The 23,680-nt window shown below is 65.0% G+C and carries 21 protein-coding genes; 11 read left to right on the plus strand and 10 right to left on the minus strand.

Features of this window, described 5'->3' with window-relative positions; translation table 11 throughout:
• The first annotated feature begins 11 nt into the window (after nucleotides 1-11).
• The 6 genes from ACF8C6_RS03850 to ACF8C6_RS03875 all read left to right on the plus strand — a co-directional run bounded on the left by ACF8C6_RS03850 (nucleotide 12) and on the right by ACF8C6_RS03875 (nucleotide 7,257).
• Nucleotides 12-2,714 (plus strand): [protein-PII] uridylyltransferase, encoded by a 2,703-nt coding sequence (locus tag ACF8C6_RS03850; RefSeq protein ID WP_277688606.1) that lies wholly within the window; start codon nucleotides 12-14, stop codon nucleotides 2,712-2,714.
• A gap of 19 nt (nucleotides 2,715-2,733) precedes the next feature.
• A complete protein-coding gene (gene dapC, locus ACF8C6_RS03855) occupies nucleotides 2,734-3,939 on the plus strand; it encodes a succinyldiaminopimelate transaminase (RefSeq protein WP_392498067.1) in 1,206 nt (401 codons plus the stop codon).
• 204 nt (nucleotides 3,940-4,143) lie between these two features.
• Nucleotides 4,144-4,491, plus strand: coding sequence for an ArsC family reductase (locus ACF8C6_RS03860; RefSeq protein ID WP_392498068.1), 348 nt, complete (start codon nucleotides 4,144-4,146; stop codon nucleotides 4,489-4,491).
• 37 nt (nucleotides 4,492-4,528) lie between these two features.
• Complete coding sequence (dapD, locus tag ACF8C6_RS03865) at nucleotides 4,529-5,566, plus strand: 2,3,4,5-tetrahydropyridine-2,6-dicarboxylate N-succinyltransferase (protein ID WP_392498069.1); 1,038 nt, start codon at nucleotides 4,529-4,531, stop codon at nucleotides 5,564-5,566.
• An 81-nt stretch (nucleotides 5,567-5,647) separates the two neighbouring features.
• Nucleotides 5,648-6,853: an aminotransferase class V-fold PLP-dependent enzyme gene (locus tag ACF8C6_RS03870; protein WP_392498070.1), complete on the plus strand. Its 1,206-nt coding sequence runs from the start codon at nucleotides 5,648-5,650 to the stop codon at nucleotides 6,851-6,853.
• Nucleotides 6,850-7,257, plus strand: a complete 408-nt coding sequence (locus ACF8C6_RS03875; RefSeq protein ID WP_392498071.1) for a SufE family protein — start codon at nucleotides 6,850-6,852, stop codon at nucleotides 7,255-7,257. Before ACF8C6_RS03870 ends, ACF8C6_RS03875 begins: the two co-directional genes overlap by 4 nt.
• Here ACF8C6_RS03875 and ACF8C6_RS03880 read toward each other — a convergent pair.
• Together ACF8C6_RS03880 and tcdA are read right to left on the minus strand one after the other, a co-directional pair.
• Complete coding sequence (locus ACF8C6_RS03880; RefSeq protein WP_392498072.1) at nucleotides 7,254-7,715, minus strand: DUF1456 family protein; 462 nt, start codon at nucleotides 7,713-7,715, stop codon at nucleotides 7,254-7,256. The two genes, ACF8C6_RS03875 and ACF8C6_RS03880, sit on opposite strands and share 4 nt — an antisense overlap.
• Nucleotides 7,716-7,801: 86 nt before the next feature.
• On the minus strand, nucleotides 7,802-8,611 hold the full coding sequence (gene tcdA, locus ACF8C6_RS03885; RefSeq protein ID WP_392498073.1) for a tRNA cyclic N6-threonylcarbamoyladenosine(37) synthase TcdA: 810 nt from the start codon (nucleotides 8,609-8,611) through the stop codon (nucleotides 7,802-7,804).
• Between the two features lie 310 nt (nucleotides 8,612-8,921).
• Between tcdA and ACF8C6_RS03890 the strand changes: the two genes are divergently transcribed.
• The 4 genes from ACF8C6_RS03890 to ACF8C6_RS03905 all read left to right on the plus strand — a co-directional run bounded on the left by ACF8C6_RS03890 (nucleotide 8,922) and on the right by ACF8C6_RS03905 (nucleotide 13,935).
• The gene (locus ACF8C6_RS03890) at nucleotides 8,922-11,519 is read left to right on the plus strand and encodes a glycosyltransferase (RefSeq protein WP_392498074.1); all 2,598 of its coding nucleotides are present in this window, start codon (nucleotides 8,922-8,924) and stop codon (nucleotides 11,517-11,519) included.
• Nucleotides 11,520-11,610: 91 nt separating this feature from the next.
• A complete protein-coding gene (gene dapE / locus ACF8C6_RS03895; protein WP_392498075.1) occupies nucleotides 11,611-12,750 on the plus strand; it encodes a succinyl-diaminopimelate desuccinylase in 1,140 nt (379 codons plus the stop codon).
• Entirely contained in the window at nucleotides 12,747-13,553 is an 807-nt protein-coding gene (locus ACF8C6_RS03900) for a putative RNA methyltransferase (protein WP_392498077.1), read from the plus strand. The genes dapE and ACF8C6_RS03900 overlap by 4 nt, the downstream gene beginning before the upstream one ends.
• Before the next feature lie 10 nt (nucleotides 13,554-13,563).
• Complete coding sequence (locus ACF8C6_RS03905) at nucleotides 13,564-13,935, plus strand: hypothetical protein (protein ID WP_392498078.1); 372 nt, start codon at nucleotides 13,564-13,566, stop codon at nucleotides 13,933-13,935.
• Nucleotides 13,936-14,022: 87 nt separating this feature from the next.
• Here ACF8C6_RS03905 and ACF8C6_RS03910 read toward each other — a convergent pair whose 3' ends face one another.
• The 5 genes from ACF8C6_RS03910 to ACF8C6_RS03930 all read right to left on the minus strand — a co-directional run bounded on the left by ACF8C6_RS03910 (nucleotide 14,023) and on the right by ACF8C6_RS03930 (nucleotide 18,974).
• Nucleotides 14,023-14,232, minus strand: coding sequence for a cold-shock protein (locus ACF8C6_RS03910; RefSeq protein ID WP_277688594.1), 210 nt, complete (start codon nucleotides 14,230-14,232; stop codon nucleotides 14,023-14,025).
• 205 nt (nucleotides 14,233-14,437) lie between these two features.
• Nucleotides 14,438-15,403: a DUF4340 domain-containing protein gene (locus ACF8C6_RS03915; RefSeq protein WP_392498079.1), complete on the minus strand. Its 966-nt coding sequence runs from the start codon at nucleotides 15,401-15,403 to the stop codon at nucleotides 14,438-14,440.
• Nucleotides 15,404-15,487: 84 nt separating this feature from the next.
• Entirely contained in the window at nucleotides 15,488-17,320 is a 1,833-nt protein-coding gene (locus ACF8C6_RS03920) for a GldG family protein (RefSeq protein WP_392498080.1), read from the minus strand.
• A gap of 2 nt (nucleotides 17,321-17,322) precedes the next feature.
• Complete coding sequence (locus ACF8C6_RS03925; RefSeq protein ID WP_277688591.1) at nucleotides 17,323-18,054, minus strand: ABC transporter permease subunit; 732 nt, start codon at nucleotides 18,052-18,054, stop codon at nucleotides 17,323-17,325.
• Complete coding sequence (locus ACF8C6_RS03930) at nucleotides 18,051-18,974, minus strand: ABC transporter ATP-binding protein (protein ID WP_392498081.1); 924 nt, start codon at nucleotides 18,972-18,974, stop codon at nucleotides 18,051-18,053. The genes ACF8C6_RS03925 and ACF8C6_RS03930 overlap by 4 nt, the downstream gene beginning before the upstream one ends.
• A gap of 225 nt (nucleotides 18,975-19,199) precedes the next feature.
• Between ACF8C6_RS03930 and plsB the strand changes: the two genes are divergently transcribed.
• Complete coding sequence (gene plsB, locus ACF8C6_RS03935; RefSeq protein WP_392498082.1) at nucleotides 19,200-21,686, plus strand: glycerol-3-phosphate 1-O-acyltransferase PlsB; 2,487 nt, start codon at nucleotides 19,200-19,202, stop codon at nucleotides 21,684-21,686.
• Between the two features lies 1 nt (nucleotide 21,687).
• Here the strand turns inward: plsB and ACF8C6_RS03940 are convergent, their stop codons facing one another.
• The 3 genes from ACF8C6_RS03940 to ACF8C6_RS03950 are packed head-to-tail and all read right to left on the minus strand — an operon-like array spanning nucleotide 21,688 to nucleotide 23,677.
• Nucleotides 21,688-21,837 carry a DUF2256 domain-containing protein gene (locus tag ACF8C6_RS03940; RefSeq protein ID WP_277688588.1) on the minus strand — a complete coding sequence of 50 codons (150 nt, stop codon included), beginning with the start codon at nucleotides 21,835-21,837 and terminating at the stop codon, nucleotides 21,688-21,690.
• Nucleotides 21,834-23,372, minus strand: a complete 1,539-nt coding sequence (locus tag ACF8C6_RS03945) for a cryptochrome/photolyase family protein (protein ID WP_392498083.1) — start codon at nucleotides 23,370-23,372, stop codon at nucleotides 21,834-21,836. Before ACF8C6_RS03945 ends, ACF8C6_RS03940 begins: the two co-directional genes overlap by 4 nt.
• Complete coding sequence (locus tag ACF8C6_RS03950) at nucleotides 23,372-23,677, minus strand: DUF6482 family protein (RefSeq protein ID WP_392498084.1); 306 nt, start codon at nucleotides 23,675-23,677, stop codon at nucleotides 23,372-23,374. The genes ACF8C6_RS03945 and ACF8C6_RS03950 overlap by 1 nt, the downstream gene beginning before the upstream one ends.
• Nucleotides 23,678-23,680 lie beyond the last annotated feature (3 nt).

The raw sequence follows: 23,680 nt of genomic DNA on the forward strand, positions 1-23,680 counted from the left end.
GGTAGGTCCGCATGCCGCAGATGGATCCGGAGTTGTTTGATCGCGGCCAGTTCCAGGCGGAACTGGCGCTCAAGTCCAGCCCCATCCCTGCCTTCAAGAAGGCCATCAAGCAGGCCCGCGAGGTGCTCGACGGGCGTTTTCGCAGCGGCCGCGACATCCGCCGCCTGATCGAAGACCGCGCCTGGTTCGTCGACCAGATTCTGCAGGAGGCCTGGAAGCGCTTCGCCTGGAGCGAGGATGCCGACATCGCCCTGCTGGCGGTTGGCGGTTATGGCCGCGGTGAGCTGCACCCCTTCTCCGACATCGACCTGTTGATCCTGCTCGACAGTGCCGACCATGAGGTCTTCCGAGAGCCCATCGAAGGCTTTCTCACCCTGCTCTGGGATATCGGTCTGGAAGTCGGCCAGAGCGTACGCAGCGTGGGCGAATGCGCCGAAGAGGCGCGCGCCGACCTGACAGTCATCACCAACCTGATGGAAAGCCGCACCATCGCCGGCCCGGAACACCTACGCCTGCGTATGCAGGAGGTGACCAGCACTGCACAAATGTGGCCCAGCCAGGAGTTCTTCCTGGCCAAGCGCAAGGAAAGCAAGGCACGCCACGCCAAGTACAACGATACCGAGTACAACCTGGAGCCCAACGTCAAAGGCTCGCCTGGCGGCCTGCGCGATATCCAGACCATCCTGTGGGTTGCCCGCCGCCAGTTCGCCAGCCTGGATCTGCACGCCCTGGTCAAGCAGGGCTTTCTGGTGGAAAGCGAATACAGCATGCTCGCCTCCAGCCAGGAGTTCCTGTGGAAGGTCCGCTACGCCCTGCACATGCTGGCCGGCCGCGCCGAAGACCGCCTGCTGTTCGACCACCAGCGCAAGATCGCCGGCATCCTCGGCTTCGAAGATGGCGACGGCAAACTCGCCGTCGAGCGCTTCATGCAGAAGTATTACCGGGTGGTGATGGCGGTTGCCGAGCTATCCGACCTGATCACCCAGCACTTCGAGGAAGTCCTGCTGCGCACCGATGAGGCCGCACCGGCGCAGCCGCTCAATAGTCGCTTCCAGGTACGCGACGGCTATATCGAAGTCACCCACGCCAATGTCTTCAAACGCACGCCTTTCGCCATCCTCGAAGTCTTCGTACTGATGGCCCAGCACCCCGAGCTCAAAGGGGTGCGCGCCGACACCATCCGCCTGTTGCGCGACAGCCGGCACCTGATCGACGACGATTTCCGCTCGGATATCCGCAATACCAGCCTGTTCATCGAGCTGTTCAAATCCGCGCAAGGCATCCATCGCAACCTGCGCCGCATGAACCGCTACGGCATCCTCGGCCGTTACCTGCCAGAGTTCGGTCATATCGTCGGCCAGATGCAGCACGACCTGTTCCACATCTACACCGTCGACGCGCACACCCTTCACCTGATCAAGCACCTGCGCAAGTTCAAGTGGCCAGAGCTGGCGGAAAAATTCCCCCTCGCCAGCAGCCTGATCGACAAGCTGCCCAAGCCCGAATTGATCTACATCGCCGGCCTCTACCACGATATCGGCAAGGGTCGCGGCGGCGACCATTCCGAGCTGGGCGCCGTGGACGCGGAAGCCTTCTGTGTCCGCCACCAACTCCCCACCTGGGACAGCCAGCTGGTCGTCTGGCTGGTCCAGCAGCATCTGGTGATGTCGACCACTGCCCAGCGCAAGGACCTGTCCGACCCGCAGGTGATCCTCGACTTCGCCCGCCTGGTTGGCGACCAGACCCACCTGGACTACCTCTACGTGCTGACCGTGGCCGATATCAACGCCACCAACCCCAGCCTGTGGAACTCCTGGCGCGCCAGCCTGTTGCGCCAGCTCTATACAGAGACCAAACGCGCCCTGCGCCGTGGCCTGGAGAACCCACTGGACCGCGAGGAACAGATCCGCACCACGCAGAGCGCGGCCATCGACATCCTGGTGCGCGGCGGTATCGACCAGGACGATGCCGAACAACTATGGAGCCAGCTGGGCGACGACTATTTCCTGCGCCACACCGCCGCAGATGTCGCCTGGCATACCGAGGCCATCCTGCAGCACCCGGCCAGCAAGGGCCCGCTGGTGCTGATTCGCGAAACCGCCCAGCGCGAATTCGAAGGTGCCACGCAGATCTTCATCTACGCTCCGGACCAGCACGACTTCTTCGCCGTGACCGTGGCCGCGATGAGCCAGCTCAACCTGAACATCCACGACGCGCGGATCATCACCTCCACCAGCCAGTTCACCCTCGACACCTATATCGTGCTGGATGCCGAGGGCGGGCGCATCGGCGACAACCCGGCGCGCATCAAGCAGATCCGCGAAGGCCTGATTGAAGTACTGAAGAACCCGGACGCCTACCCGGACATCATCCAGCGCCGCGTACCGCGCCAGCTCAAGCACTTCGCCTTCGCACCCAAGGTCACCATCCACAACGACGCCCAGCGCCCGGTGACGGTACTGGAAATCACCGCGCCGGACCGCCCTGGTCTACTGGCACGCATCGGCAAGATCTTCCTCGACTTCGACCTGTCGCTGCAGAACGCCAAGATCGCCACCCTCGGCGAGCGGGTGGAAGACGTGTTCTTCATCACCGACGCCAACAACCAGCCGCTGTCCGACCCGGAGCTGTGTGCCCGCCTGCAGGACGAGATCACCCGTCAGCTGTCGCCCTCCGGCGGCGAAACCGCCACGCCCAGCTCGCTGAGCATCTGAGTACGCAAGTAGAGACCGCATGAACCACGCCCTCACCCAGCTGCAGCCCTACCCCTTCGAGAAACTGCGCGCCCTGCTCGCCGGCATCACCCCGCCCTCGGACAAGCCCCCCATCGCCCTGTCCATCGGCGAGCCCAAGCACAAATCGCCGGAATTCGTGGCCAAGGCCCTGGCGGACAATCTCGATCAGCTGGCCGTGTATCCGACCACCCTGGGCATTCCCGCGCTGCGCGAAGCCATTGCCGCCTGGTGCGAGCGCCGCTTCGGCGTACCGCAAGGTTGGCTGGACGCCGCCCGCCACGTGTTGCCGGTCAACGGCACACGCGAGGCGCTGTTCGCCTTCACCCAGACCGTGGTGCAGCGTGCCGAACCTACACAAGAGCGCGGCCTGGTGGTTAGCCCAAATCCGTTCTACCAGATCTACGAAGGCGCAGCCCTGCTCGCCGGTGCCGCGCCGCACTACCTGCCGTGCCTGGAAGACAATGGCTTCAACCCGGACTTCGACGCCGTGCCGGCCGAGGTCTGGCAGCGCTGCCAGATCCTCTTCCTCTGCTCGCCGGGCAACCCTACCGGTGCGCTGGTGCCGATGGCGCAGCTGAAGAAGCTGATCGCCCTGGCCGATGAGCACGACTTCGTGATCGCCGCCGACGAGTGCTACAGCGAGCTGTACTTCGACGAAGAGAATCCGCCGCCCGGCCTGCTGACCGCCTGCGCCGAACTGGGCCGCAGCGACTTCAAACGCTGCGTGGTGTTCCACAGCCTGTCCAAGCGCTCCAACCTGCCGGGCCTGCGCTCCGGCTTCGTTGCCGGCGATGCCGACATCCTCAAGGCCTTTCTGCTCTACCGCACCTACCATGGCTGTGCCATGCCGGTGCAGACCCAGCTGGCCAGCATCGCCGCCTGGCAGGACGAAGACCACGTGCGCGCCAACCGCGACCAGTACCGTGCCAAGTACGACGCCGTGCTGGAAATCCTGCAGCCGGTGCTGGACGTGCAGCGCCCGGACGGCAGCTTCTACCTGTGGGCCAAAACCCCGGGGGACGACGCCACCTTCACCCGCGAACTGTTCGCCCGCGAACACGTCACCGTGGTGCCCGGCTCCTACCTATCACGCGAAGTAAACGGCGAGAATCCGGGCGCCGGCCGCATCCGTATGGCCCTGGTCGCGCCGCTGGCCGAATGCATCGAGGCCGCCAAGCGGATTCGCGCCTTCGTACAGGGCTGAACAGCGGATAAAAGAAACCCGGCACTGGGCCGGGCAGGAGGAGGAGCATCACAACCTCACCCTGCCCAGCCACAAGTGAAAAGATCGTGAAACGATCGTCCGCCAGCATGCAGGGCTATCGTCGGTGCCGACATGGCATAATCGCCGGCCAATCTTGACGGAACACGCTATTCGGTCTGCCCCTCAGACCCGTGAGGAACGCCCATGTCCTGCACCCTCTACGGCATCAAAGCCTGTGACACCATGAAGAAGGCCCGCACCTGGCTCGACGAGCATCAGGTCGAATACGCCTTCCACGATTACAAGACGGCCGCCATCGACCGCGCCAACCTGCAGAAGTGGTGCGCCGAGCATGGCTGGCAAACCGTGCTGAACCGTGCCGGCACCACCTTCCGTAAGCTGGATGATGCGCAGAAGGCCGACCTGGACGAGGCCAAAGCCATCGAGCTGATGCTGGCCCAGCCTTCGATGATCAAACGCCCGGTACTTGACCTGGGCGACCGCACGCTGGTCGGTTTCAAGCCTGACCTCTATGCCCAAGCGCTGGCCTGACCCGGCCCAACACGAATTGAAAGAAAAGGAATCCAACATGACAACCTCCTCCCTGTTCAGCCTGGCCTTTGGCGTCGGCACCCAGAACCGCCAGGGCGCCTGGCTGGAAGTCTTCTACGCGCAGCCGCTGCTCAACCCGGCCGCCGAACTGGTCAGCGCCGTGACCGCCAAGCTGGGCTACACCGGTGGCAACCAGGCCATCGCCATCAGCACCAATCAGGCGGCTGAGCTGGCCAACGAGCTGCGTAACATCGACCCGCTGCAGTCCGCCCTGCTGACCCGTCTGGCCGAGAGCACCAAGCCGCTGGTCGCCACCCTGCTGGCCGAAGACAAGGAGCTGTCCTCCACCCCCGAGGCCTACCTCAAACTGCACCTGATCTCCCACCGTCTGGTCAAACCGCACGGCCTGAGCCTGGCCGGCGTGTTCCCGCTGCTGCCGAACGTGGCCTGGACCAGCCAGGGCGCCGTCGACCTCAGCGAGCTGGCCGAGCGCCAGCTGGAAGCGCGCCTGAAGGGCGATCTGCTGGAAGTGTTCTCGGTGGACAAGTTCCCCAAGATGACCGACTACGTGGTGCCGGCCGGCGTGCGTATCGCCGACAGCGCCCGCGTGCGCCTGGGCGCCTACATCGGCGAAGGCACCACCGTGATGCACGAAGGCTTCGTCAACTTCAACGCCGGCACCGCCGGCCCAGGCATGATCGAAGGCCGCGTCTCCGCCGGCGTGTTCGTCGGCAAGGGTTCCGACCTGGGCGGCGGCTGCTCGACCATGGGCACCCTGTCCGGTGGCGGCAACATCGTCATTTCCGTCGGCGAAGGCTGCCTGATCGGCGCCAACGCCGGCATCGGCATCCCGCTGGGCGACCGCAACACCGTGGAATCCGGCCTGTATATCACCGCCGGCACCAAAGTGGCGCTGCTAGACGAAGCCAACAACCTGGTCAAAGTGGTCAAGGCCCGCGAGCTGGCCGGCCAGGCCGACCTGCTGTTCCGCCGCAACTCGCAGAGCGGCGCGGTGGAATGCAAGACCAACAAGACCGCCATCGAGCTGAACGAGGCACTGCACGCGCACAACTAAGCGCAGGGTGTTAAAGAAGGCCGGGCTCATGCCCGGCCTCTCTATTTATACTGAGCACATTTCCCAGCAGTGCCATCGCCCATGTCTCTGATCTCTCCCTGGCGCGCCGACTTTCCCGGCATCCTCGCCCTCGAAGCCGAAGGCCAGACCTATCTGGACAGCGCCGCCACCGCGCAAAAGCCGCAAGCTGTGCTGAATAGCCTGCTTGGCTACTACGCCAGCGGCGCGGCCAATGTGCACCGCGCCCAGCACCTGCCGGGCGAGCGTGCCACTCGCGCCTTCGAAGCCACACGCGACAAGGCTGCCGCCTGGCTGAATGCCGCCAGTCGCGAGGAAATCGTCTTCACCCGAGGCAGCACCGAATCGCTGAACCTGCTCGCCTACGGCCTGGAGCACCTGCTGCAACCCGGCGATGAAATAGCCGTCAGCGCCCTGGAGCACCACGCCAACCTGCTGCCCTGGCAACAACTGGCAGAACGCCGCGGCTTGCACCTGGTGATCCTGCCGCTCGACACCGAGGGCCAGATAGACCTGGCGCAAGCTGGCGAGCTGATCGGCCCGCATACTCGCTTGCTCGCCGTGTCGCAGCTCTCCAACGTCCTCGGTCGCTGGCAACCGCTGGCCGAGCTGCTGGCCATGGCCCAGGCACATGGCGCGCTAACCGTGGTCGACGGCGCCCAGGGCGTGGTGCATGGCCGCCATGATCTGCAAGCGCTGGGCTGCGACTTCTACATTTGCTCCAGCCACAAGCTCTATGGCCCGGACGGGGTGGGCCTGCTCTACGGCCGACGCGCCGCGCTGGAGCAGCTGCGCCCCTGGCAGTTTGGCGGCGAGATGGTGCTGGAAGCCGATTATCAGCACGCCCGTTTTCGTCCGGCGCCGCTGGGGTACGAGGCTGGCACGCCAGCCGTCTCCAGCGTGATAGCCCTGGGCGCAGCACTGGACTATCTGAACGGACTGGATCAGGCCGCCGTCAACGGCCACGAAGCCGCCCTGCATGCCAAGCTGCTGGCTGGCCTGAGCATCCGCGACGGCATTCGGCTGCTGGGCACGCCGCAGGTGGCCCTGGCCAGCTTTACCGTGGACGGCGTGCACGGCGCCGACCTGGCCCACCTGCTCACTGATCAGGGGATTGCGGTGCGCAACGGCCATCACTGCGCCATGCCGCTGCTCAAGCGCCTCGGACTGCCTGGCGCGATCCGGGTCTCGCTGGCCCTGTACAACAATGGCGAGGATCTGGAGCGCTTCTTCAGTGCCCTGGACAAGGCCCTGGAGTTGCTGCGATGAGTCTGCCCGGCAACGCCCAGGAGGCGCTCGACGCCTTCTCCGCCTGCCCCGGCTGGGAGCAACGTGCACGCCTGCTGATGCAGTGGGGCGAACGCCTGCAACCACTGTGCGAGGCGGAACGCTGCGAAGCCAACCGCGTCAACGGCTGCGAGAGCCTGGTCTGGCTGGTCGGCGACTGCCACCAGGGCGTCTGGCAGTTTCGCGCCGCCAGCGATGCTCGCCTGATCCGCGGCCTGCTGGCCCTGTTGCTGGCGCGTATCGACGGGCTGGAAACTCAGGCCTTGCAGAGCCTGGACCTGGCCGAGTGGTTCAGCCAGCTGGGGTTGAGCCGGCAGCTCTCGCCCTCGCGCAGCAACGGCCTCAACGCCGTGCTGCAGCGCATGCGCGAACTCACCCGAGCCTAGCCACGCTGGCGCTCGGTCAGCCCACGCAGGAAATTGCGCAATACCTGATCGCCGCAGGCGCGGTAGTTCTTGTGCTCCGGGCTACGGAACAACGCACTCAGCTCGGCCTTGGTCATCGGCAGGTCGGCCAGACGCAGGATCTCGTGCAGATCATCGTCGCGCAGCTCGAAGGCCACTCGCAGCTTCTTGAGGATGATGTTGTTGGTCAGGCGCTTCTCCACCGGCAGCGGCGGGCGACTTTCGTCGCGACCGCGCTTGTGCAACACCAGGCCAGCCAGGAAATGCGCCAGCACTGCGTCGGTGCACGGCTGGAACCCCTCCTCGTCATCCTTCTTCAGCAAAGCGGGCACGAGTGCCGGGTCGAGGTCGAAATCGGCCAACCCGCAGATACCTGCCAGCTCGGCATCATTGATATCCAGCAGATAGCGCAGGCTGCGCAGTACGTCGTTGTTGTTCATAGCACACTCTTATGCAGGCGCCGGCGGCGCAAGTGATCGGGTAATGGAGTGATCGCGGTCGAAGCCGCTACCACGGCTCCTGCGTGTTAAACAGGCTTGGCGCTGCGCTCTGACGGGCGCCGTGCGCCAGCCACCAGCTTGTCGATGATGCGCGCGGCCGCCGCCATGCCGAAGCTGGCGGTGACCATCATCACCGCGCCGAAGCCGCCAGCGCAGTCGAGTTTCACACCCTCACCAACGAAACCCTTGGCCTGGCACACGGTACCGTCGGGCTTGGGATAGCGCAGCTGCTCGGTGGAAAACACGCAAGGTACGCTGTAAGTACGCCCCGGCGTGCGCGAGAAGTTGTAGTCGCGGCGCAGGGTGCTGCGCACCTTGGCCGCCAGCGGGTCATTGAAGGTCTTGTTGAGGTCGGCCACCTGGATCTGTGTCGGGTCGACCTGGCCACCGGCACCACCGGTGGTGACGATCTGAATCTTGCGCCGTTTGCACCAGGCGATCAGCGCGGCCTTGGCCGCCACGCTGTCGATACAGTCGATCACCGCGTCGAGCTCCTCGGTGATGTACTCGGCCATGGTCTCGCGGGTGACGAAGTCGGCCACCGCGTGCACCGTGCAGGCCGGGTTGATGGCATGGATGCGCGCGGCCATCTCGTCGACCTTGGCCTTGCCCACGGCCCCCTCGATGGCATGCACCTGGCGGTTGGTGTTGGTGATGCACACGTCGTCCAGGTCGAACAGCGAGATCTCGCCCACCCCGGAACGGGCCAGCGCCTCGGCCGCCCAGGAGCCTACGCCGCCAATACCCACCACCGCCACATGGGCCGCGCCCAGGCGCTCCAGCCCCTCACGCCCATAAAGCCGGGCGATGCCGCCGAAGCGCTGTTCGTCTGTCATTTGCCGTACACCCTCGAAATCAGGGCGGCATTATACGGCTACAACGCGCTTTCGTTATGCACACGCCGACATCGTGCACGCCAATCGCTCAGCTGATGTTCTCCCTCTGCAACTGTTCGCACCGGGCTCGCCTTCGCCAGTCAGCGCCTGCGCCCCGGCTGCAAAAACAACGAACTTTCCGACGCCTGTAAGGCCCAAGCGAAGGGCGCTCCAGGCGCCGCTATACAGGCATCGGGAGGCGGAGTAGCATGCGCGCCGACCGGTGTTCACCGGGCCTTCCTCGTTCCTCCTTACGGAACCCACAAGCAAGATGCCAACGCGCAAATTCGGACTCAATCTGGTGGTCATCGTCGCGGTCGCCGCGCTGTTCACCGGCCTCTGGGCGCTCTACAACCGCCCCGTCAGCGCCCCCGACTGGCCGGAGCAGATCGCCGGTTACTCCTTCTCGCCTTTCCGCGTCGGGCAGAACCCGCAGACCGGTGTTTACCCGGACGACGCACAGATCCGTCAGGACCTGGAACTGCTCAGCCGGCAGACCGACAACATCCGGACCTACTCGGTGGACGGCAAGCTGGCCGATATTCCACGCATCGCCGAAGAGTTCGGCCTGCGCGTGACCCTGGGCATCTGGATCAGCACCGACCTGGAGCGCAACGAGCGCGAAATCGCCAAGGCCATCGAACTGGCCAACACCTCGCGCAGCGTGGTGCGCGTGGCCGTGGGTAACGAGGCTCTGTACCGCAACGAAATCAAGGTGCCGGAGCTGGTTGCCTACATCGACCGGGTGCGCGCCGCGGTCAAGGTACCGGTCACCACCTCCGAGCAATGGCACATCTGGCAGGAGCACCCGGAACTCGGTGACCACGTCGACCTGATCGCCGCCCACGTCCTGCCCTACTGGGAATTCGTGCCGATGGAAGACTCCACCGAGTTCGTCCTCGAACGTGCCAAGGACCTGAAGAAGCTGTTCCCGAAGAAGCCGCTGCTGCTCTCCGAAGTGGGTTGGCCAAGCAACGGCCGTACCCGTGGCGGCGCCGAGGCGGATCAGGCCGAACAGGCGGTGTACCTGCGCACCCTGGTCAACGCATTGAACGCCAAGGGCTACAACTATTTCGTCATCGAAGCCTTCGACCAGCCGTGGAAGGCCAGCGACGAAGGTTCGGTCGGCGCTTACTGGGGCGTGTACAACCTCGATCGCCAGCCCAAGTTCGCCTTCGAGGGCCCGGTGATCGCCATTCCGCAATGGCGCCTGCTGGCCGTCGCTTCGGTGGTCATGGGCCTGCTGGCCCTGGCCCTGATGCTCATCGACGGCAGCTCGTTGCGTCAGCGCGGGCGCACCTTCCTCACCTTCGTCGCCTTCGTTGGCGGCTCGGCTCTGGTGTGGATTGCCTACGACTACAGCCAGCAGTACAGCACCTGGTTCAGCCTGACCGTCGGCGGCCTGCTCGGCATCGGCGCGCTGGGCGTGTTCATCGTCCTGCTCACCGAGGCCCATGAGCTGGCCGAAACGGCCTGGGTCAGAAAACGTCGCCGGGCCTTCCTGCCCGTCCTCGGCGACAGCGCCTACCGGCCCAAGGTGTCGATCCACGTGCCCTGCTATAACGAGCCGCCGGAGATGGTGAAGCAGACCCTGGATGCCCTGGCCGCCCTGGACTATCCGGACTTCGAAGTCATTGTCATCGATAACAACACCAAGGATCCGAAGGTCTGGGAGCCGGTCGAGGCTTACTGCCAGCAACTGGGCGAGCGCTTCCGCTTCTTCCATGTCGCGCCCATCGAGGGCTTCAAGGGCGGCGCGCTGAACTACATCCTGCCGCACACCGCGCCCGATGCCGAAGTGGTGGCGGTGATCGACTCCGACTACTGCGTCGACCCCAACTGGCTCAAGCACATGGTGCCGCACTTCGCCGACCCGAAGATCGCCGTGGTGCAGTCGCCGCAGGACTACCGCGACGGTGACGAGAGCAGCTTCAAGAAGCTCTGCTACGCCGAGTACAAGGGCTTCTTCCACATCGGCATGGTCACCCGCAACGACCGCGACGCGATCATCCAGCACGGCACCATGACCATGATTCGGCGCAGCGTGATGGACCAGCTGAAATGGGCCGACTGGACCATCTGCGAGGACGCCGAGCTGGGCCTGCGGGTGTTCGAGCATGGTTACTCGGCGGCCTACGCGCACCAGAGCTACGGCCGTGGGCTGATGCCGGACACCTTCATCGACTACAAGAAACAGCGCTTCCGCTGGGCCTACGGCGCCATCCAGATCATGAAGGGCCACGCCCGCTCGTTGTTCCGTGGCGAAGGCTCGCAGCTGACCCGCGGCCAGCGCTATCACTTCATCGCCGGCTGGCTGCCGTGGATCGCCGATGGCCTGAACATCTTCTTCACCATCGGCGCCCTGCTCTGGTCGGCGGCCATGATCATCGTGCCCAACCGGGTCGATCCGCCGCTGATGATCTTCGCCATCCCGCCGCTGGCGCTGTTCTTCTTCAAGTTCGGCAAGATCATGTACCTCTACCACAAGGCCGTGGGGGTCGACATCAAGCGTGCGTTCCAGGCGGCGATCGCCGGCCTCGCGCTGTCGCACACCATTGCCAAGGCTGTGCTGTACGGGGCGTTCACCAAGACCATCCCGTTCTTCCGCACGCCGAAGATGGCCAGCAACCACGGCATCCTGGTCGCCCTGGCCGAGGCCCGCGAGGAGGTGTTCGTCATGCTCCTGCTGTGGGGCGCGGCCATCGGCATCAGCTTCGCCCAGGACATCGGCAACGCCGACGTGAAGTTCTGGGTCGCCACCCTGCTGGTGCAGTCGCTGCCCTATCTGGCGGCCTTGCTGATGGCTCTGCTGTCGTCGCTGCCCAAGCCGCAGGAACAGGCCGCTAACGAGCCGGCCAGCGCCACCTGAACCGGGCACATCCCATCGAAACGGCGGCCTTGAGGCCGCCGTTTTGCTTTAGAATGGCCGCCTTTTCGCCTAACGCCGTACCGGAGCCGCAATGACTGCCCTCACCCCGACTCTCGAGCTCGCCTGCGACCTGATCCGCCGTCCCTCCGTCACCCCGGTCGACGAAGGCTGTCAGGAGCTGATGATGCGCCGCCTGGCCGCCTGCGGCTTCGAGGTCGAGCGCATGCGCATCGAGGAAGTGGAGAACTTCTGGGCCAAACGCGGTGGCGACGGCCCCGTACTGTGCTTCGCCGGCCATACCGACGTGGTGCCGACCGGTCCGCTGGACGCCTGGCAGTACCAGCCGTTCGACGTGCGCGTGGACGACGAAGGCATGCTCTGCGGCCGCGGCGCGGCGGACATGAAGGGCAGCCTGGCGTCGATGATCATCGCCGTGGAACGCTTCGTTGCCGACCACCCGAACCACAAGGGCGCGATCAGCTTCCTGATCACCAGCGACGAGGAAGGCCCGGCCCAGCACGGCACCAAGGCCGTGGTCGAGCGCCTGCGCGAGCGCAACGAGCGCCTGGACTGGTGCATTGTCGGCGAGCCCTCCAGCACCACCCTGCTCGGCGACGTGGTGAAGAACGGCCGCCGCGGCTCACTCGGCTGCACCCTGACCGTATACGGCAAACAGGGCCACGTGGCCTACCCGCACCTGGCCAAGAACCCCATCCACCTGGCCGCCCCGGCTCTGGCCGAACTGGCCGCCGAGCACTGGGACGACGGCAATGCCTACTTCCCGCCGACCAGCTTTCAGGTGTCCAACCTCAACGCGGGTACCGGCGCGACCAACGTCATTCCGGGCGAGCTGAAAGCCGTGTTCAACTTCCGCTTTTCCACCGAGTCGACGGTCGAAGGCCTGCAGCAGCGCGTCAGTGAAATTCTCGACAAGCACGGCCTGGACTATCACCTGGAGTGGGCGCTGTCCGGCCTGCCCTTCCTCACCCAGCCGGGAGAGCTGCTTGACGGAGTGGCCGCCGCCATCCGCGCCGTCACCGGTCGCGAAACCACGCCATCCACTTCCGGCGGCACCTCGGACGGGCGCTTTATCGCCACCCTGGGTACGCAAGTGGTTGAACTCGGCCCGGTCAACGCCACCATTCACCAGATCAACGAGCGCGTACTGGCCAGCGATCTGGACCTGCTCACTGAGGTTTACTACCAAACTTTGGTGAACTTGCTCGCATGAGCCTGATCTGCCCGATCTGCCAGGAGCCGCTGAACCCCAGTGACAGCGGCCTGGCCTGCAGCAACCGGCACAGCTTCGACCGCGCCCGCCAGGGCTACTACAACCTGTTGCCGGTGCAGCACAAGAACAGCCGCGACCCAGGCGACAACGCCGCCATGGTCGAGGCGCGCCGGCGCTTCCTCGGTGCCGGCCACTATGCGCCGCTGGCCAGGCGCCTGGCCGAACTGGCTGCCGAGCGTAAGCCGGCCCGCTGGCTGGATATCGGCTGCGGCGAAGGCAATTACACCGCCCAGCTGGCCAAGGCCCTGCCGGACGCCCAGGGCTATGCCCTGGACATCTCCCGCGAGGCGGTCAAGCGCGCCGCGCGCCTGGCCCCAGAGCTGACCTGGATGGTCGCCAGCATGGCCCGTGTGCCCCTGACCGACGCCAGCTGTGACCTGCTGGCCAGCGTGTTCAGCCCGCTGGACTGGCAGGAAGCCCTGCGCCTGCTCAAGCCAGGCGGAGGCCTGCTGCGCATGGGCCCGACCCGCGAGCACCTGATGCAGCTACGCCAGAAGCTGTACGACGAAGTCCGCGACTACGATGACCAGAAGCATCTGGAGCTGATTCCTGCCGGCATGCGCCTGGCGCACAGCGAAACACTCAGCTTCCCGTTAATGCTGAGCGATGCCCAGGCCCGCGCCGACCTGCTGGCCATGACCCCGCACGGCTGGCGCGCCAGCGCCGAGCGCCGCGCCGCGGTGATCGCCGAAGACTTCGAAGTCACTGTCTCCATCCGCTACGATTGGATCGAAAAGATCTAGAGAGCCCGCCATGCGCCAACCCGATATCGAGATCTACCTCAAGGACGCCAGCCAGCAAGCCGTAGCCGACTGGCTGAGCGAGGCACTGGGCCCATGCAGCGCCTGGCAGCAACGCGGCCAGACCTTCAAGTGCCACGCTGGCGACATCCCGGTCACCTTCCTGCCCAAGGCGGTAGGCAAATGGCACAGCATTCTGCTGGAAAGCGACGCCACGCCCTGGGCCGACGATGTCGCCTGCGCCGAAGCCGCCTTCGCCGCGCTGGGCGTGGAAGTGCGCTGCGCGCCGGGTGGCTGGAGCGAGGAACAGGGCGAGGAAAACGCCGACCTGTGGATCAAGGTCAATGCCGAGGGCACCCAGGAATTTATCTGGCGTACCGACTGAGGCAGTCGCGGCCAAAGCCCCTCCTACAGAAGCCCAAAAACAAAAGGCCCGTCGATGACGGGCCTTTTGTTGTAACCGCGCGGGTCTTCAGACCTTGGCCACGTCTTCCGCCTGCAGGCCTTTCTGGCCCTGGATCACGGAAAACTCCACCTGCTGACCTTCGATCAGCGAGCGATGACCTTCGCCACGGATGGCGCGGTAGTGGACGAACACATCCGGACCGCTTTCGCGTTGAATGAAGCCATACCCCTTGGAATCATTGAACCACTTCACGGTTCCGACCTCACGATCAGCCATTACCACTTCCCTCGATTCTCGATTTTGTTTTTGCCCCTTGGGGGCTTCGACGTTCGGCGCAGTCATCGCTCTGTGCATCCTTTCCTGGCCAGGCCAGGAAGGCGTCCGGGGCGACGGCCGGTCGAGTATAAAACAAGTGTTCGCTCTGCCAAGGGATATTTTAGGCCAGCCGTAAAGGCCGTCACACAAGGCCTGCAGCCGGATTTCAGGGTTTTGCCGAAAGCAAATCGGTCAGCTTTTTCGCCAGGCTCTGATACTGGTACGGCTCGATGCGATAAGCCCAGTCAGTGCGCCCCGGAACGTTCTCCGCGGCCAGATCGCTGTCCTTACCTAGCAGCAGCCAGTGCTGGTCGGCCTTTAGATAGAAACGGCCCTCCAGCTTCTTGCCGGCAAAGGTCTCCAGGCTGAAGATCAGGCTGGGTTTGCCCTCGAACGTCAGCTGATCGAGCGGCGCCGCGTCGGCGAACTGCAGGTCGGCAAACACTCGGGCCATGCCATCGGCGGCGCCGTCGAACGCCAGCTTGCCGTTCTTGGGCAGATTGCGCAGCTGCAGATTAGTCTCCTCGGCCTTGTCGCGGAACAGTTGCACTTGCTGGCCATCGGCGTGCTCCACCTGCAGCGCCTTGACCTCGGCAAATGGCACGGCGGTCACCCGGCGATCCAGCCAGTCCAACTCGGTAGCCGGCAGTTCGATGCGCCGATCGATCAACCAGCTCTGCGCCTCGCTGGCGCCACGCACCAGCTGACCGTTCTGTTGTCCCGGATTACCGATCAGTAGCGGCAGTGACGGCAACTCTCCACGCAGCAGCGTGACCTTGAGCGCTTGCGGCTCCACCAGACCAAGACGCGCGTAGAGTTCGGGGTTACGGGTACGCGGCTCGACCTTGCGCGCCTCGTTCAGCACCTTGAGCAAACCAGACACCTGCGCCTGGTTGGCCGGGTAATTCGCCTTGGCCGGCAGCACCCAGCCCTGCTCCTGACGCTGCAGCCGGACCAATGGCTGGCCGGCACGCTGCACTTCAATGGCCTCGACCTGGGACGGCTGCAGCTCTGGCAACCAGCGTTGCGCTTCCGGCAGCGCCTGCGGCTGCTCGGCCTTGCGGGTGAAATGCCAGGCAGCCAGGAGCGCCACCACCAGCACTGCCAGGATGATCAGGGTCTTGCGATTCATAGCGGTGTTCTCCTCGATCAAGGAGTCGTTGTATACGGAAGGGAACAGCATGGGAAAGGGCAACGCCCCTTCCCCTTGCCGATATCAGGCCGACTTGCGGCGACGCCACAGCCACAGGGCCAGTACGCCCAGGGTCAGCAGCAGCGGCACCAGCAGGATATTGGCCAGTTTCAGGGTACGGCCCAGATCCTCGATATTGGCATTTAGCTGGTAACGCACCTCGCGCAGCTCCTTGCGGATGCGCAGCTTCTCGTCGACAAACTGCTGCAGCGCGGTCTGCTGCTCGGCGGTCAGCTCCAGCGGCTTGCTCGGGTCCTGCTGTTGCAGGGCAGCGAGTTTCTGCTCGGTCTCGGCCAGGCGCTTCTGCAGGTCTTCTTCCTTGACCCGGAACTGCGCCTCGGCCTCACGCTGCAGCGCCTCGACCACCTCGAACGGGCGACTGAAACGACCGCGCGAGCGCACGCTGATCAGCGCGTCGCTGCCGGACAGGTTGTCCAGGGCGTTGATGGCAAAGCCGGCATTGTCGGCGAACGGCTGCGGCACGCGCTGGCCGAAGAAGTCCTGCACCTGCACCCACATGCGATCGCCCAGCAGGTCGGTGTCGGCCACGGCGATCACGTTGATGTTCTCCGCCGACTTCAGGCCGTCCTTCTGCCCCTCGATACCGTCAGGAAACGCCGTCTGTGCCGGGCCGCTGATACGCGCAGCAATCGCATAACGCTCGCCGGTCGGGTTGAGATCGGCCATCAGCTCTTCCGGGTTGGCCAGCATGGCGAAACGCGCGGCGTCCAGTGGCATGGCGTACTCGGAGCTTTGCAGCAGCGGGGTGAACTGGGTCTTGGCCCCTTCAACCGGCTCGAGAATGCCACTGGTGGCGACGTTGATGCTCTCCAGACCCGAGGTCACCACATCGTCCTGATCCATGGCCCGCTGCGGCAGCGCCAGCCAGGCGGCGTGACGAACCGGACGCTGGCCCTGCCCCATACCCACGGACAGCGCGTAGGAACCGTCGCCGAGCACCTTGTTCGGCAGCATGCGCACGCCCCAGGCCTTGAACAGCGGCTCCAGGTCACTGGCCTTGTCCATCTCGTCGCCCGGCAGCATCGGCGCGGCATTGTCGGCCTCGGCATAGGGGTCGACGAATACCAGCAACTTGCCACCACGCAGGACGAACTGGTCGATGGCGTACAGGCTGGCCTGCGGCAGGTTCTTCGGGTGCACCAGCAGCAGCACCGAGACCTCGTCCGGAATCTTGTCGACGCCGGCCTTGAGGCTGTCGATCTTGAACAGCTGGCGGATCTCCTCCATCACCATCCACGGCGCGGTCGGCTGGCGCGCGGCCATGTCGAAGCCGCCGTTGATCTGCAGGCCACTGAGCAGGCCAATCACCGGCTTCTGCGGCTTGGCCAGGCCCTGCACCAACTGACTGATCTGGTACTCGAGGAACTCTTCCTGATCCAGCGGGAAGAACGGGATCACCTGCTTGTCGTCCACCGCGTTGGTGCCGGCCAGGCCGAAGTAGATCGAATCGCCGTTCTGGCTCGCCGGCACGGCCTGCAGGCCGAATGCCGCGGCCTTGTCCTCGTCCTCGGAGAACGGCTCGGGGTCGACGATGTGCAGCTTGATCTTGCCGCCGGCTGCACGCTCGTAGGCCTTGAGCATTTCCTCCACGCGGGTGGCGTAGTTGCGCAGCACGGCCAGGTCGCGGGCACTCTTGTCGGAGTAGAAGAAGTACAGGTTGATCGGCTCTTCCAGCTCGCCAAGGATGCGCTCGGTGCCCTCGGAGATGGTGTAGAGCTTCTGCTCGGTCAGGTCCAGGCGGGCATTGCCCAGGCCCAGGCTGGTGAGCATGTTGAAGGCCAGGAAGGCCACGGCGATCAGCAGCAGGCCGGCGCCGGAATACATCAGTTTTTTCATCGTCAGTCAGCCTTCTTCAGATCGACCACGATGGCGGTGGCAGCAAGCCAGGCGGCCATCAGGGAGATGAAATAGAGCAGGTCGCGCAGGTCGATCACGCCCTTGCTGATCGCGTTGAAGCGCGTCAGGAAGGACAGCGACGACACTGCGTCGATGGCCCATTGCGGTGCCCAGGCCAGGGCGTCGAGCACCATGGGGAAGCCGCTGACGATGAACAGGAAGCAGGCGCTGACGGCGAGGATGAAGGCGATCACCTGGTTCTTGGCCAGCGCCGACATGCACGAGCCGATGGCCAGGTAGGAGCCGGCCAGCAGCCAGCTGCCGAAGTAGCCGGTGAAGATCGCGCCGTTGTCCGGCTGGCCCAGGTAGTTGACCGTGATGATCATCGGGAAGGTCAGCAACAGTGCGATGCCGGCGAACACCCAGGCGGCGAGGAACTTGCCCAGCACCGCGTCAAAACGGGTGATCGGCAGGGTCATCAGCAACTCGATGGAGCCGGATTTGCGCTCCTCGGCCCACAGGCGCATGGCAATCGCCGGCACCAGGAACAGGTACAGCCAGGGGTGGAAGTTGAAGAACGGCGCCAGGTCCGCCTGGCCGCTCTCGTAGAAGCCACCGAGGTAGAAGGTGAAGACCCCGGACAGCACCAGGAAGATCAGGATGAATACATAGGCAAGCGGCGTGGCGAAATAGCTGCGCAGCTCGCGCTTGAAGACCACCGGCAACTGCGTCATGCCGCTTCTCCTCGGGTCAGGGTGCGGAATACCTCATCGAGGCGGCCGCGCTCCACGTCCAGTTCCTTGATCTGCCAGCCACGCTGGCGAATCAGCTCGTTGACCTGCGGGAAGATCACCTCGCCCGCCTTGGCCAGCACGGTCAGGCTGTGCTCGCGCTCGTTGCGCTCGACGCCGGCCACCCCCGGCAGGGCGGACAGGGCTTCGACGTCCAGTTCGCTGGTGCCGACCAGGGTCACCGCCTGGTGGTAGCGCGAACGCCCTTCCAGCTCCAGCGGCGTGGCATCAGCGACCAGCTTGCCGCCGGCGATCACCACGGCGCGGGTGCATACGGCGGACACTTCTTCGAGGATGTGGGTGGAGATGATGACGATCTTGTCCTTGGCCAGGCTCTGGATCAGCTGGCGCACCTGGTGCTTCTGGTTGGGGTCGAGGCCGTCGGTGGGCTCGTCGAGGATCAGCACCTGCGGATCATGCAGGATCGCCTGGGCCAGGCCGACGCGGCGCTTGAAGCCCTTGGACAGGGTCTCGATGCTCTGTTCCAGCACCTTGTCCAACTCGACCTGCTGCACCGCGCGCAGCACCCGCTGCTTTTTCTCGGCGCCGCGGAAGCCGCGCACCTCAGCGATGAACTCAAGGAAGCCGCGCACGGTCATGTCGCCATAGCTCGGCGCACCTTCCGGCAAATAGCCAATCAAACGCTGTGCGGCGAGCGTATCGCTCTGCACGTCATGACCGAGAATGCTCGCCGTACCCGAGGTTGGCGCCAGGAAGCCCGTGAGCATCTTCATGGTGGTGGATTTACCGGCCCCGTTCGGGCCAAGGAAGCCCAGCACTTCCCCCTGCTGGACTTTGAAGCTGAGGCCATCAACGGCCGCATGCCCCGCAAAACGCTTGGTCAGGTTTCTTATCTCTATCATGGCCTCTCACCATCGCGATGGAAGCCCGCAGCCTGCGATACCACTGCGGGCCCGACAAATGCCGGCCGGACTATAAGGAGTGGGTCGGCGGCTATGCAAGACCGCATGGGCAAGGGAAAGTTTCCATATGTCTCGTCCATCGTTTGGCTTTTGCCGCAGACCCGCGCTTGCGGCACACTAGCGCCCCCGAGCAAGTGCTCGCTTGAAATGCCGTCAAGAGCCCGTATGACCCGCTCCCCGTTCCGCCGCCTTGCGTTTGGCGCCCTGCGCCGCCTGTTGTTTCTCTGGGTGCGCTCGGAAACCATCAATCAGTCTTCCTTCAACCTGCGCCTGGATCGCTCCAAGCCGGTGTTCTATGTGCTGCAGCAGCCCTCGGCCGCCGACCTGGCCGTGGTCGACCGCGAATGCAGCAAGGCCGGCCTGCCGCGTCCGGTACTGCCGGTGGCCATCGGCGAGCAGCTGGAACCGGCCGGCTTCTTCTACCTGACCCGCGAACCCAGCTGGTTCGGCGGGCATGACAAGCGCGGCGCCCCGCCCGCCCTGCAGCGCATCCTCAGCAGCCTCGACAGCCAGGCAGTGGACGATGCGCAGATCATCCCGGTCAGCGTGTTCTGGGGCCAGTCGCCGGACCGCGAAACCAGCCCGTGGAAACTGCTGTTCGCCGATACCTGGGCCGTTACCGGGCGCCTGCGCAAGCTGGTCAGCATCCTGATCCTCGGACGCAAGACCCGCGTGCAATTCGCCGCGCCCATCCACCTGCGCGAACTGCTCGACCAGGGCAAGGGCCGCGAACGTACCCTGCGCATGGTGCAGCGCATCCTGCGGGTGCACTTCCGCAACCAGAAGGCCGCGGTGATCGGCCCGGACGTGTCGCACCGGCGCAACCTGGTCAAGGGCCTGGTCCACGACCCGCTGGTGCGCCAGGCCATCGCCGAAGACGCCGAGCGTGAAGGCATCAGCCTGCAGAAGTCCGAAGCCAAGGCGCTGCACTACGGCAACGAGATTGCCTCGGACTACACCTACACCGCCATCCGCTTCCTCGAAGTAGTGCTCAGCTGGTTCTGGAACAAGCTGTACGAAGGTATCCAGGTCAACCATCTGGAAGCCGTGCGCGACCTGGCCCACGACCACGAGATCATCTACGTGCCGTGCCACCGCAGCCACATCGACTACCTGCTGCTGTCCTACCTGCTGTTCCGCAACGGCCTGACCCCGCCGCACATCGCCGCCGGCATTAACCTCAACATGCCGGTGGTCGGCGGCCTGCTGCGCCGTGGCGGCGCCTTCTTCATGCGCCGCACCTTCAAGGGCAACCCGCTGTACACTGCGGTGTTCAACGAATACCTGCACACCCTGTTCAGCAAGGGCTTCCCGGTCGAGTACTTCGTCGAAGGCGGACGCTCGCGCACCGGCCGTACCCTGCAGCCGAAGACCGGCATGCTGGCCATCACCCTGCGCAGCTTCCTGCGTTCCAACCGCCTGCCGATTGCCTTCGTACCGGTGTACATCGGCTACGAGCGGGTACTGGAAGGCCGCACCTACCTGGGCGAGCTGCGCGGCGCGGCGAAGAAGAAGGAGTCGATCTTCGACATCTTCAAGGTCATCGGCGCCATCCGTAAGCAACGCTTCGGCAGCGTGCACGTCAATTTCGGCGAGGCGATCAAGCTGGCCGACTTCCTCGACCATGAGCAGCCCGGCTGGCGCACCCAGGACCACGGCGAGCAGTTCCGCCCGGCCTGGCTCAACACCACCACCAACCGCCTCGGCGAGAAGGTGGCCCAGCACCTGAACGAGGCAGCAGCCATCAACCCAGTCAATCTGGTGGCCCTGGCCCTGCTCTCCACCGCCAAGCTGGCGCTGGACGAAAAGGCCCTGGCCCGTGTGCTCGACCTGTACCTGGCATTGCTGCGCCAGGTGCCCTACTCGCCGCACGCCACCCTGCCCGAAGGCAACGGCCAGGACCTGATCCGCTACGTGCAGAGCATGGACCTGCTGGCCGAGCAGAAGGACGCGCTGGGCAAGATCCTCTACCTGGACGAGCAGAATGCCGTCCTGATGACCTACTACCGCAACAACGTGCTGCACGTGTTCGCACTGCCGGCGTTGCTGGCCAGCTTCTTCCTCAGCAGCTCGCGCATGAGCCGCGAGCAGATCCTGCGCTACGTCAGCGCGCAGTATCCCTACCTGCAGTCCGAGCTGTTCATCCGCTACTCGGCCGAGGAGCTGGAAGGTGCCGTCGACCAGTGGCTGAACGCCTTCGTCGAGCAGGGTCTGCTGCGCCGCGAGGACGACATGTTCATCCGCCCGGCACCCAGCTCGCGCCAGTACGTGCTGCTCAGCCTGCTGGCCCGCGCCATCGTGCAGACCCTGCAGCGCTTCTACATGGCCACCGCGCTGCTGCTCAACGCCGGCCAGTACGCCCTGAGCGCCGAGGAGCTGGAAAACCTTTGCGTGACCATGGCCCAACGCCTGTCGATCCTGCACGGCCTCAACGCCCCGGAGTTCTTCGACAAGAGTCTGTTCCGCCACTTCATCCAGACCCTGCTCGACCAGGGCGTGCTGCGGCAGAACGGCGAAGGCAAGCTTAGCCACCACCCGCAACTGGCTGAACTGGTCGAGGGCGTGGCCAAGCGCGTATTGCCGGCGGAAATCCGTCTGTCGATTCGTCAGGTCGCGCTGGAGCGCAGCGAAGACCCCGAAGAGGCCGCCTGAACTAGTGCTCCGAACGTCTGCCGCGTGACGTCCGCCGGCAGCGCTCGGAGCAATAGCGCACCTCCTCCCAGCAGCGCGCCCAGCGCCGCCGCCAACTGAAGGGCAAACCGCAGTGCACGCAGAGTTTGCTCGGCAGGTCGGCCTTTTTCACAGTGCCTGCCCCGCATCCAGGCGCGCCAACAGATCCTCGCCACGCTGCCACAGCGCCTCACGCCGGTCTTCGTCCATGCGATCGAGGTTGCGGTAGACCATGGCCAGGCGCGGATTGGTGCCCAGGCGGTCGCGATGGCGGCGTAGAAAATGCCAGTACAGGGCATTGAACGGGCAGGCCTGCTCGCCCACGGCCTGATCGACCCGGTAGGCGCAGTCGCCACAGTAATCGGACATGCGCTGGATATAGCGACCGCTGGCGCAGTAGGGCTTGGAACCCAGGTAGCCGCCGTCGGCATGCATGACCATGCCCAGGGTGTTGGGCAGTTCCACCCAGTCGAAGGCGTCCAGGTAGATCGCCAGGTACCACTCGCAGATCGCCTTGGGCGCGATGCCGGCGAGCAGGGCGAAGTTGCCGGTCACCATCAGCCGCTGGATATGGTGGGCATAGCCCAGCTCGAGGCTCTGGCCGATGGCCTGGGCCATGCAGCGCATCGAGGTGTCGCCAGTCCAGTAGAACTCGGGCAACGCGCGACTGTTGCCGAAGGCATTCAGCTCGGCGTACTCGGGCATGCGCAGCCAGTAGATGCCGCGCACGTATTCGCGCCAGCCAATAAGCTGGCGAATGAAGCCCTCGGCCGCATTCAGCGGCGCCCTGCCCTCGCGGTAGGCCTGTTCGACATCCGCGCACAGCTGGCGCACATCGAGCAGGCCGATGTTCAACGCGGCGCTGATGCGGGCATGGAACAGATAGGGCTCGCCCTGAGCCATGGCGTCCTGGTAGTCGCCGAACGCGGCCAGGCCGAAATCGAGAAAATGCTGCCACAGCGCCTGGGCCTCGGCATGGGTCACCGGGTAGTCGAAGCCTTCGAGGCTGCCGTAGTGCCCGGCAAAGCGCTGCTCGACCAGTTGCAGCACCTCGCGGGTGAGGTCGTCGGCCGTGAAACTGGCCGCGAAGGGGCCGCGCAGGCCTTTGGGCAGCGCCTTGCGATTGTCCTGATCGAGGTTCCAGGTGCCGCCGACCGGGCTGCCGTCGAACTCCATCAGCAGGCCGGTGCGCTTGCGCATGTCGCGGTAGAAGTTCTCCATGCGCAGCTGTCGGCGCCCGCTCGCCCAGGCCGCGAAGCGCTGCCGCGAGCAGAAAAAGCGTCGGTCTTCGTGCCACACCAGCGGCCGACCGCACTGGTTCAACGCCTCCTGCAAGCGCCATTCGCCGCACTCGGTCAGGTGCACCTGCTCCACGCCCAGGCGCTCGGCCCAACGCAGCAGCTCGCCCGGCAGGCTGCCGCTGTTGTCGGCATCGTCCAGGCGCACGTAGATCACCCGCCAGCCGCGCTCTTCCAGGGCCTGGGCGAAGTGGCGCATGGCGCTGAAGATCAGCACGATCTTCTGCGGGTGATGGGCGACGTAGGTGGCCTCGTCCATCACCTCGGCCAGCAGCAGCGCATCCTGCGCCGGGTCGAGCGCGTCGAACAGGCTGAGGTCGAACGAGAGCTGGTCGCCCAGCAACACGCCGAGTCGGCGCGCGGGCGTCACTACCAGGGCTCGCTCAGGCCGACCGGCACGCGCAGCGGCTCCACCGGGCCATCGCGCATACCGCACATCTCGTCATGCACCACCTGCTGCACCATGGTGCACGCCACCGGCGGGGTGAAGCGCAGCAGCTCACGCAGGTGGGTGATCGAGCGCACCTGCACGGTATCGCCCGAGGCGTCGAGCAGCGGCTTGGTGCCCTCGTCGGTACGGGCGAGCAACACATAGAAACCACCTTCCAGCGAGCACAGCTCCAACTCGTTGATGGCCCCTTGGGCGGCCATCTGGTTGAGTTCTTCGAGGGTCATGGC

Source organism: Pseudomonas sp. zbq_18, assembly GCF_043102245.1.
Taxonomy (GTDB): domain Bacteria; phylum Pseudomonadota; class Gammaproteobacteria; order Pseudomonadales; family Pseudomonadaceae; genus Aquipseudomonas.

Excerpts from the sequence above, each read along its gene's own strand:
- ACF8C6_RS03850 (WP_277688606.1), top strand. The coding sequence starts at position 12 with ATGCCGCAGATGGATCCGGAGTTGTTTGATCGCGGCCAGTTCCAGGCG.
- dapC (WP_392498067.1), top strand. The coding sequence starts at position 2,734 with ATGAACCACGCCCTCACCCAGCTGCAGCCCTACCCCTTCGAGAAACTG.
- ACF8C6_RS03860 (WP_392498068.1), top strand. The coding sequence starts at position 4,144 with ATGTCCTGCACCCTCTACGGCATCAAAGCCTGTGACACCATGAAGAAG.
- dapD (WP_392498069.1), top strand. The coding sequence starts at position 4,529 with ATGACAACCTCCTCCCTGTTCAGCCTGGCCTTTGGCGTCGGCACCCAG.
- ACF8C6_RS03870 (WP_392498070.1), top strand. The coding sequence starts at position 5,648 with ATGTCTCTGATCTCTCCCTGGCGCGCCGACTTTCCCGGCATCCTCGCC.
- ACF8C6_RS03875 (WP_392498071.1), top strand. The coding sequence starts at position 6,850 with ATGAGTCTGCCCGGCAACGCCCAGGAGGCGCTCGACGCCTTCTCCGCC.
- ACF8C6_RS03880 (WP_392498072.1), bottom strand. The coding sequence starts at position 7,715 with ATGAACAACAACGACGTACTGCGCAGCCTGCGCTATCTGCTGGATATC.
- tcdA (WP_392498073.1), bottom strand. The coding sequence starts at position 8,611 with ATGACAGACGAACAGCGCTTCGGCGGCATCGCCCGGCTTTATGGGCGT.
- ACF8C6_RS03890 (WP_392498074.1), top strand. The coding sequence starts at position 8,922 with ATGCCAACGCGCAAATTCGGACTCAATCTGGTGGTCATCGTCGCGGTC.
- dapE (WP_392498075.1), top strand. The coding sequence starts at position 11,611 with ATGACTGCCCTCACCCCGACTCTCGAGCTCGCCTGCGACCTGATCCGC.
- ACF8C6_RS03900 (WP_392498077.1), top strand. The coding sequence starts at position 12,747 with ATGAGCCTGATCTGCCCGATCTGCCAGGAGCCGCTGAACCCCAGTGAC.
- ACF8C6_RS03905 (WP_392498078.1), top strand. The coding sequence starts at position 13,564 with ATGCGCCAACCCGATATCGAGATCTACCTCAAGGACGCCAGCCAGCAA.
- ACF8C6_RS03910 (WP_277688594.1), bottom strand. The coding sequence starts at position 14,232 with ATGGCTGATCGTGAGGTCGGAACCGTGAAGTGGTTCAATGATTCCAAG.
- ACF8C6_RS03915 (WP_392498079.1), bottom strand. The coding sequence starts at position 15,403 with ATGAATCGCAAGACCCTGATCATCCTGGCAGTGCTGGTGGTGGCGCTC.
- ACF8C6_RS03920 (WP_392498080.1), bottom strand. The coding sequence starts at position 17,320 with ATGAAAAAACTGATGTATTCCGGCGCCGGCCTGCTGCTGATCGCCGTG.
- ACF8C6_RS03925 (WP_277688591.1), bottom strand. The coding sequence starts at position 18,054 with ATGACGCAGTTGCCGGTGGTCTTCAAGCGCGAGCTGCGCAGCTATTTC.
- ACF8C6_RS03930 (WP_392498081.1), bottom strand. The coding sequence starts at position 18,974 with ATGATAGAGATAAGAAACCTGACCAAGCGTTTTGCGGGGCATGCGGCC.
- plsB (WP_392498082.1), top strand. The coding sequence starts at position 19,200 with ATGACCCGCTCCCCGTTCCGCCGCCTTGCGTTTGGCGCCCTGCGCCGC.
- ACF8C6_RS03950 (WP_392498084.1), bottom strand. The coding sequence starts at position 23,677 with ATGACCCTCGAAGAACTCAACCAGATGGCCGCCCAAGGGGCCATCAAC.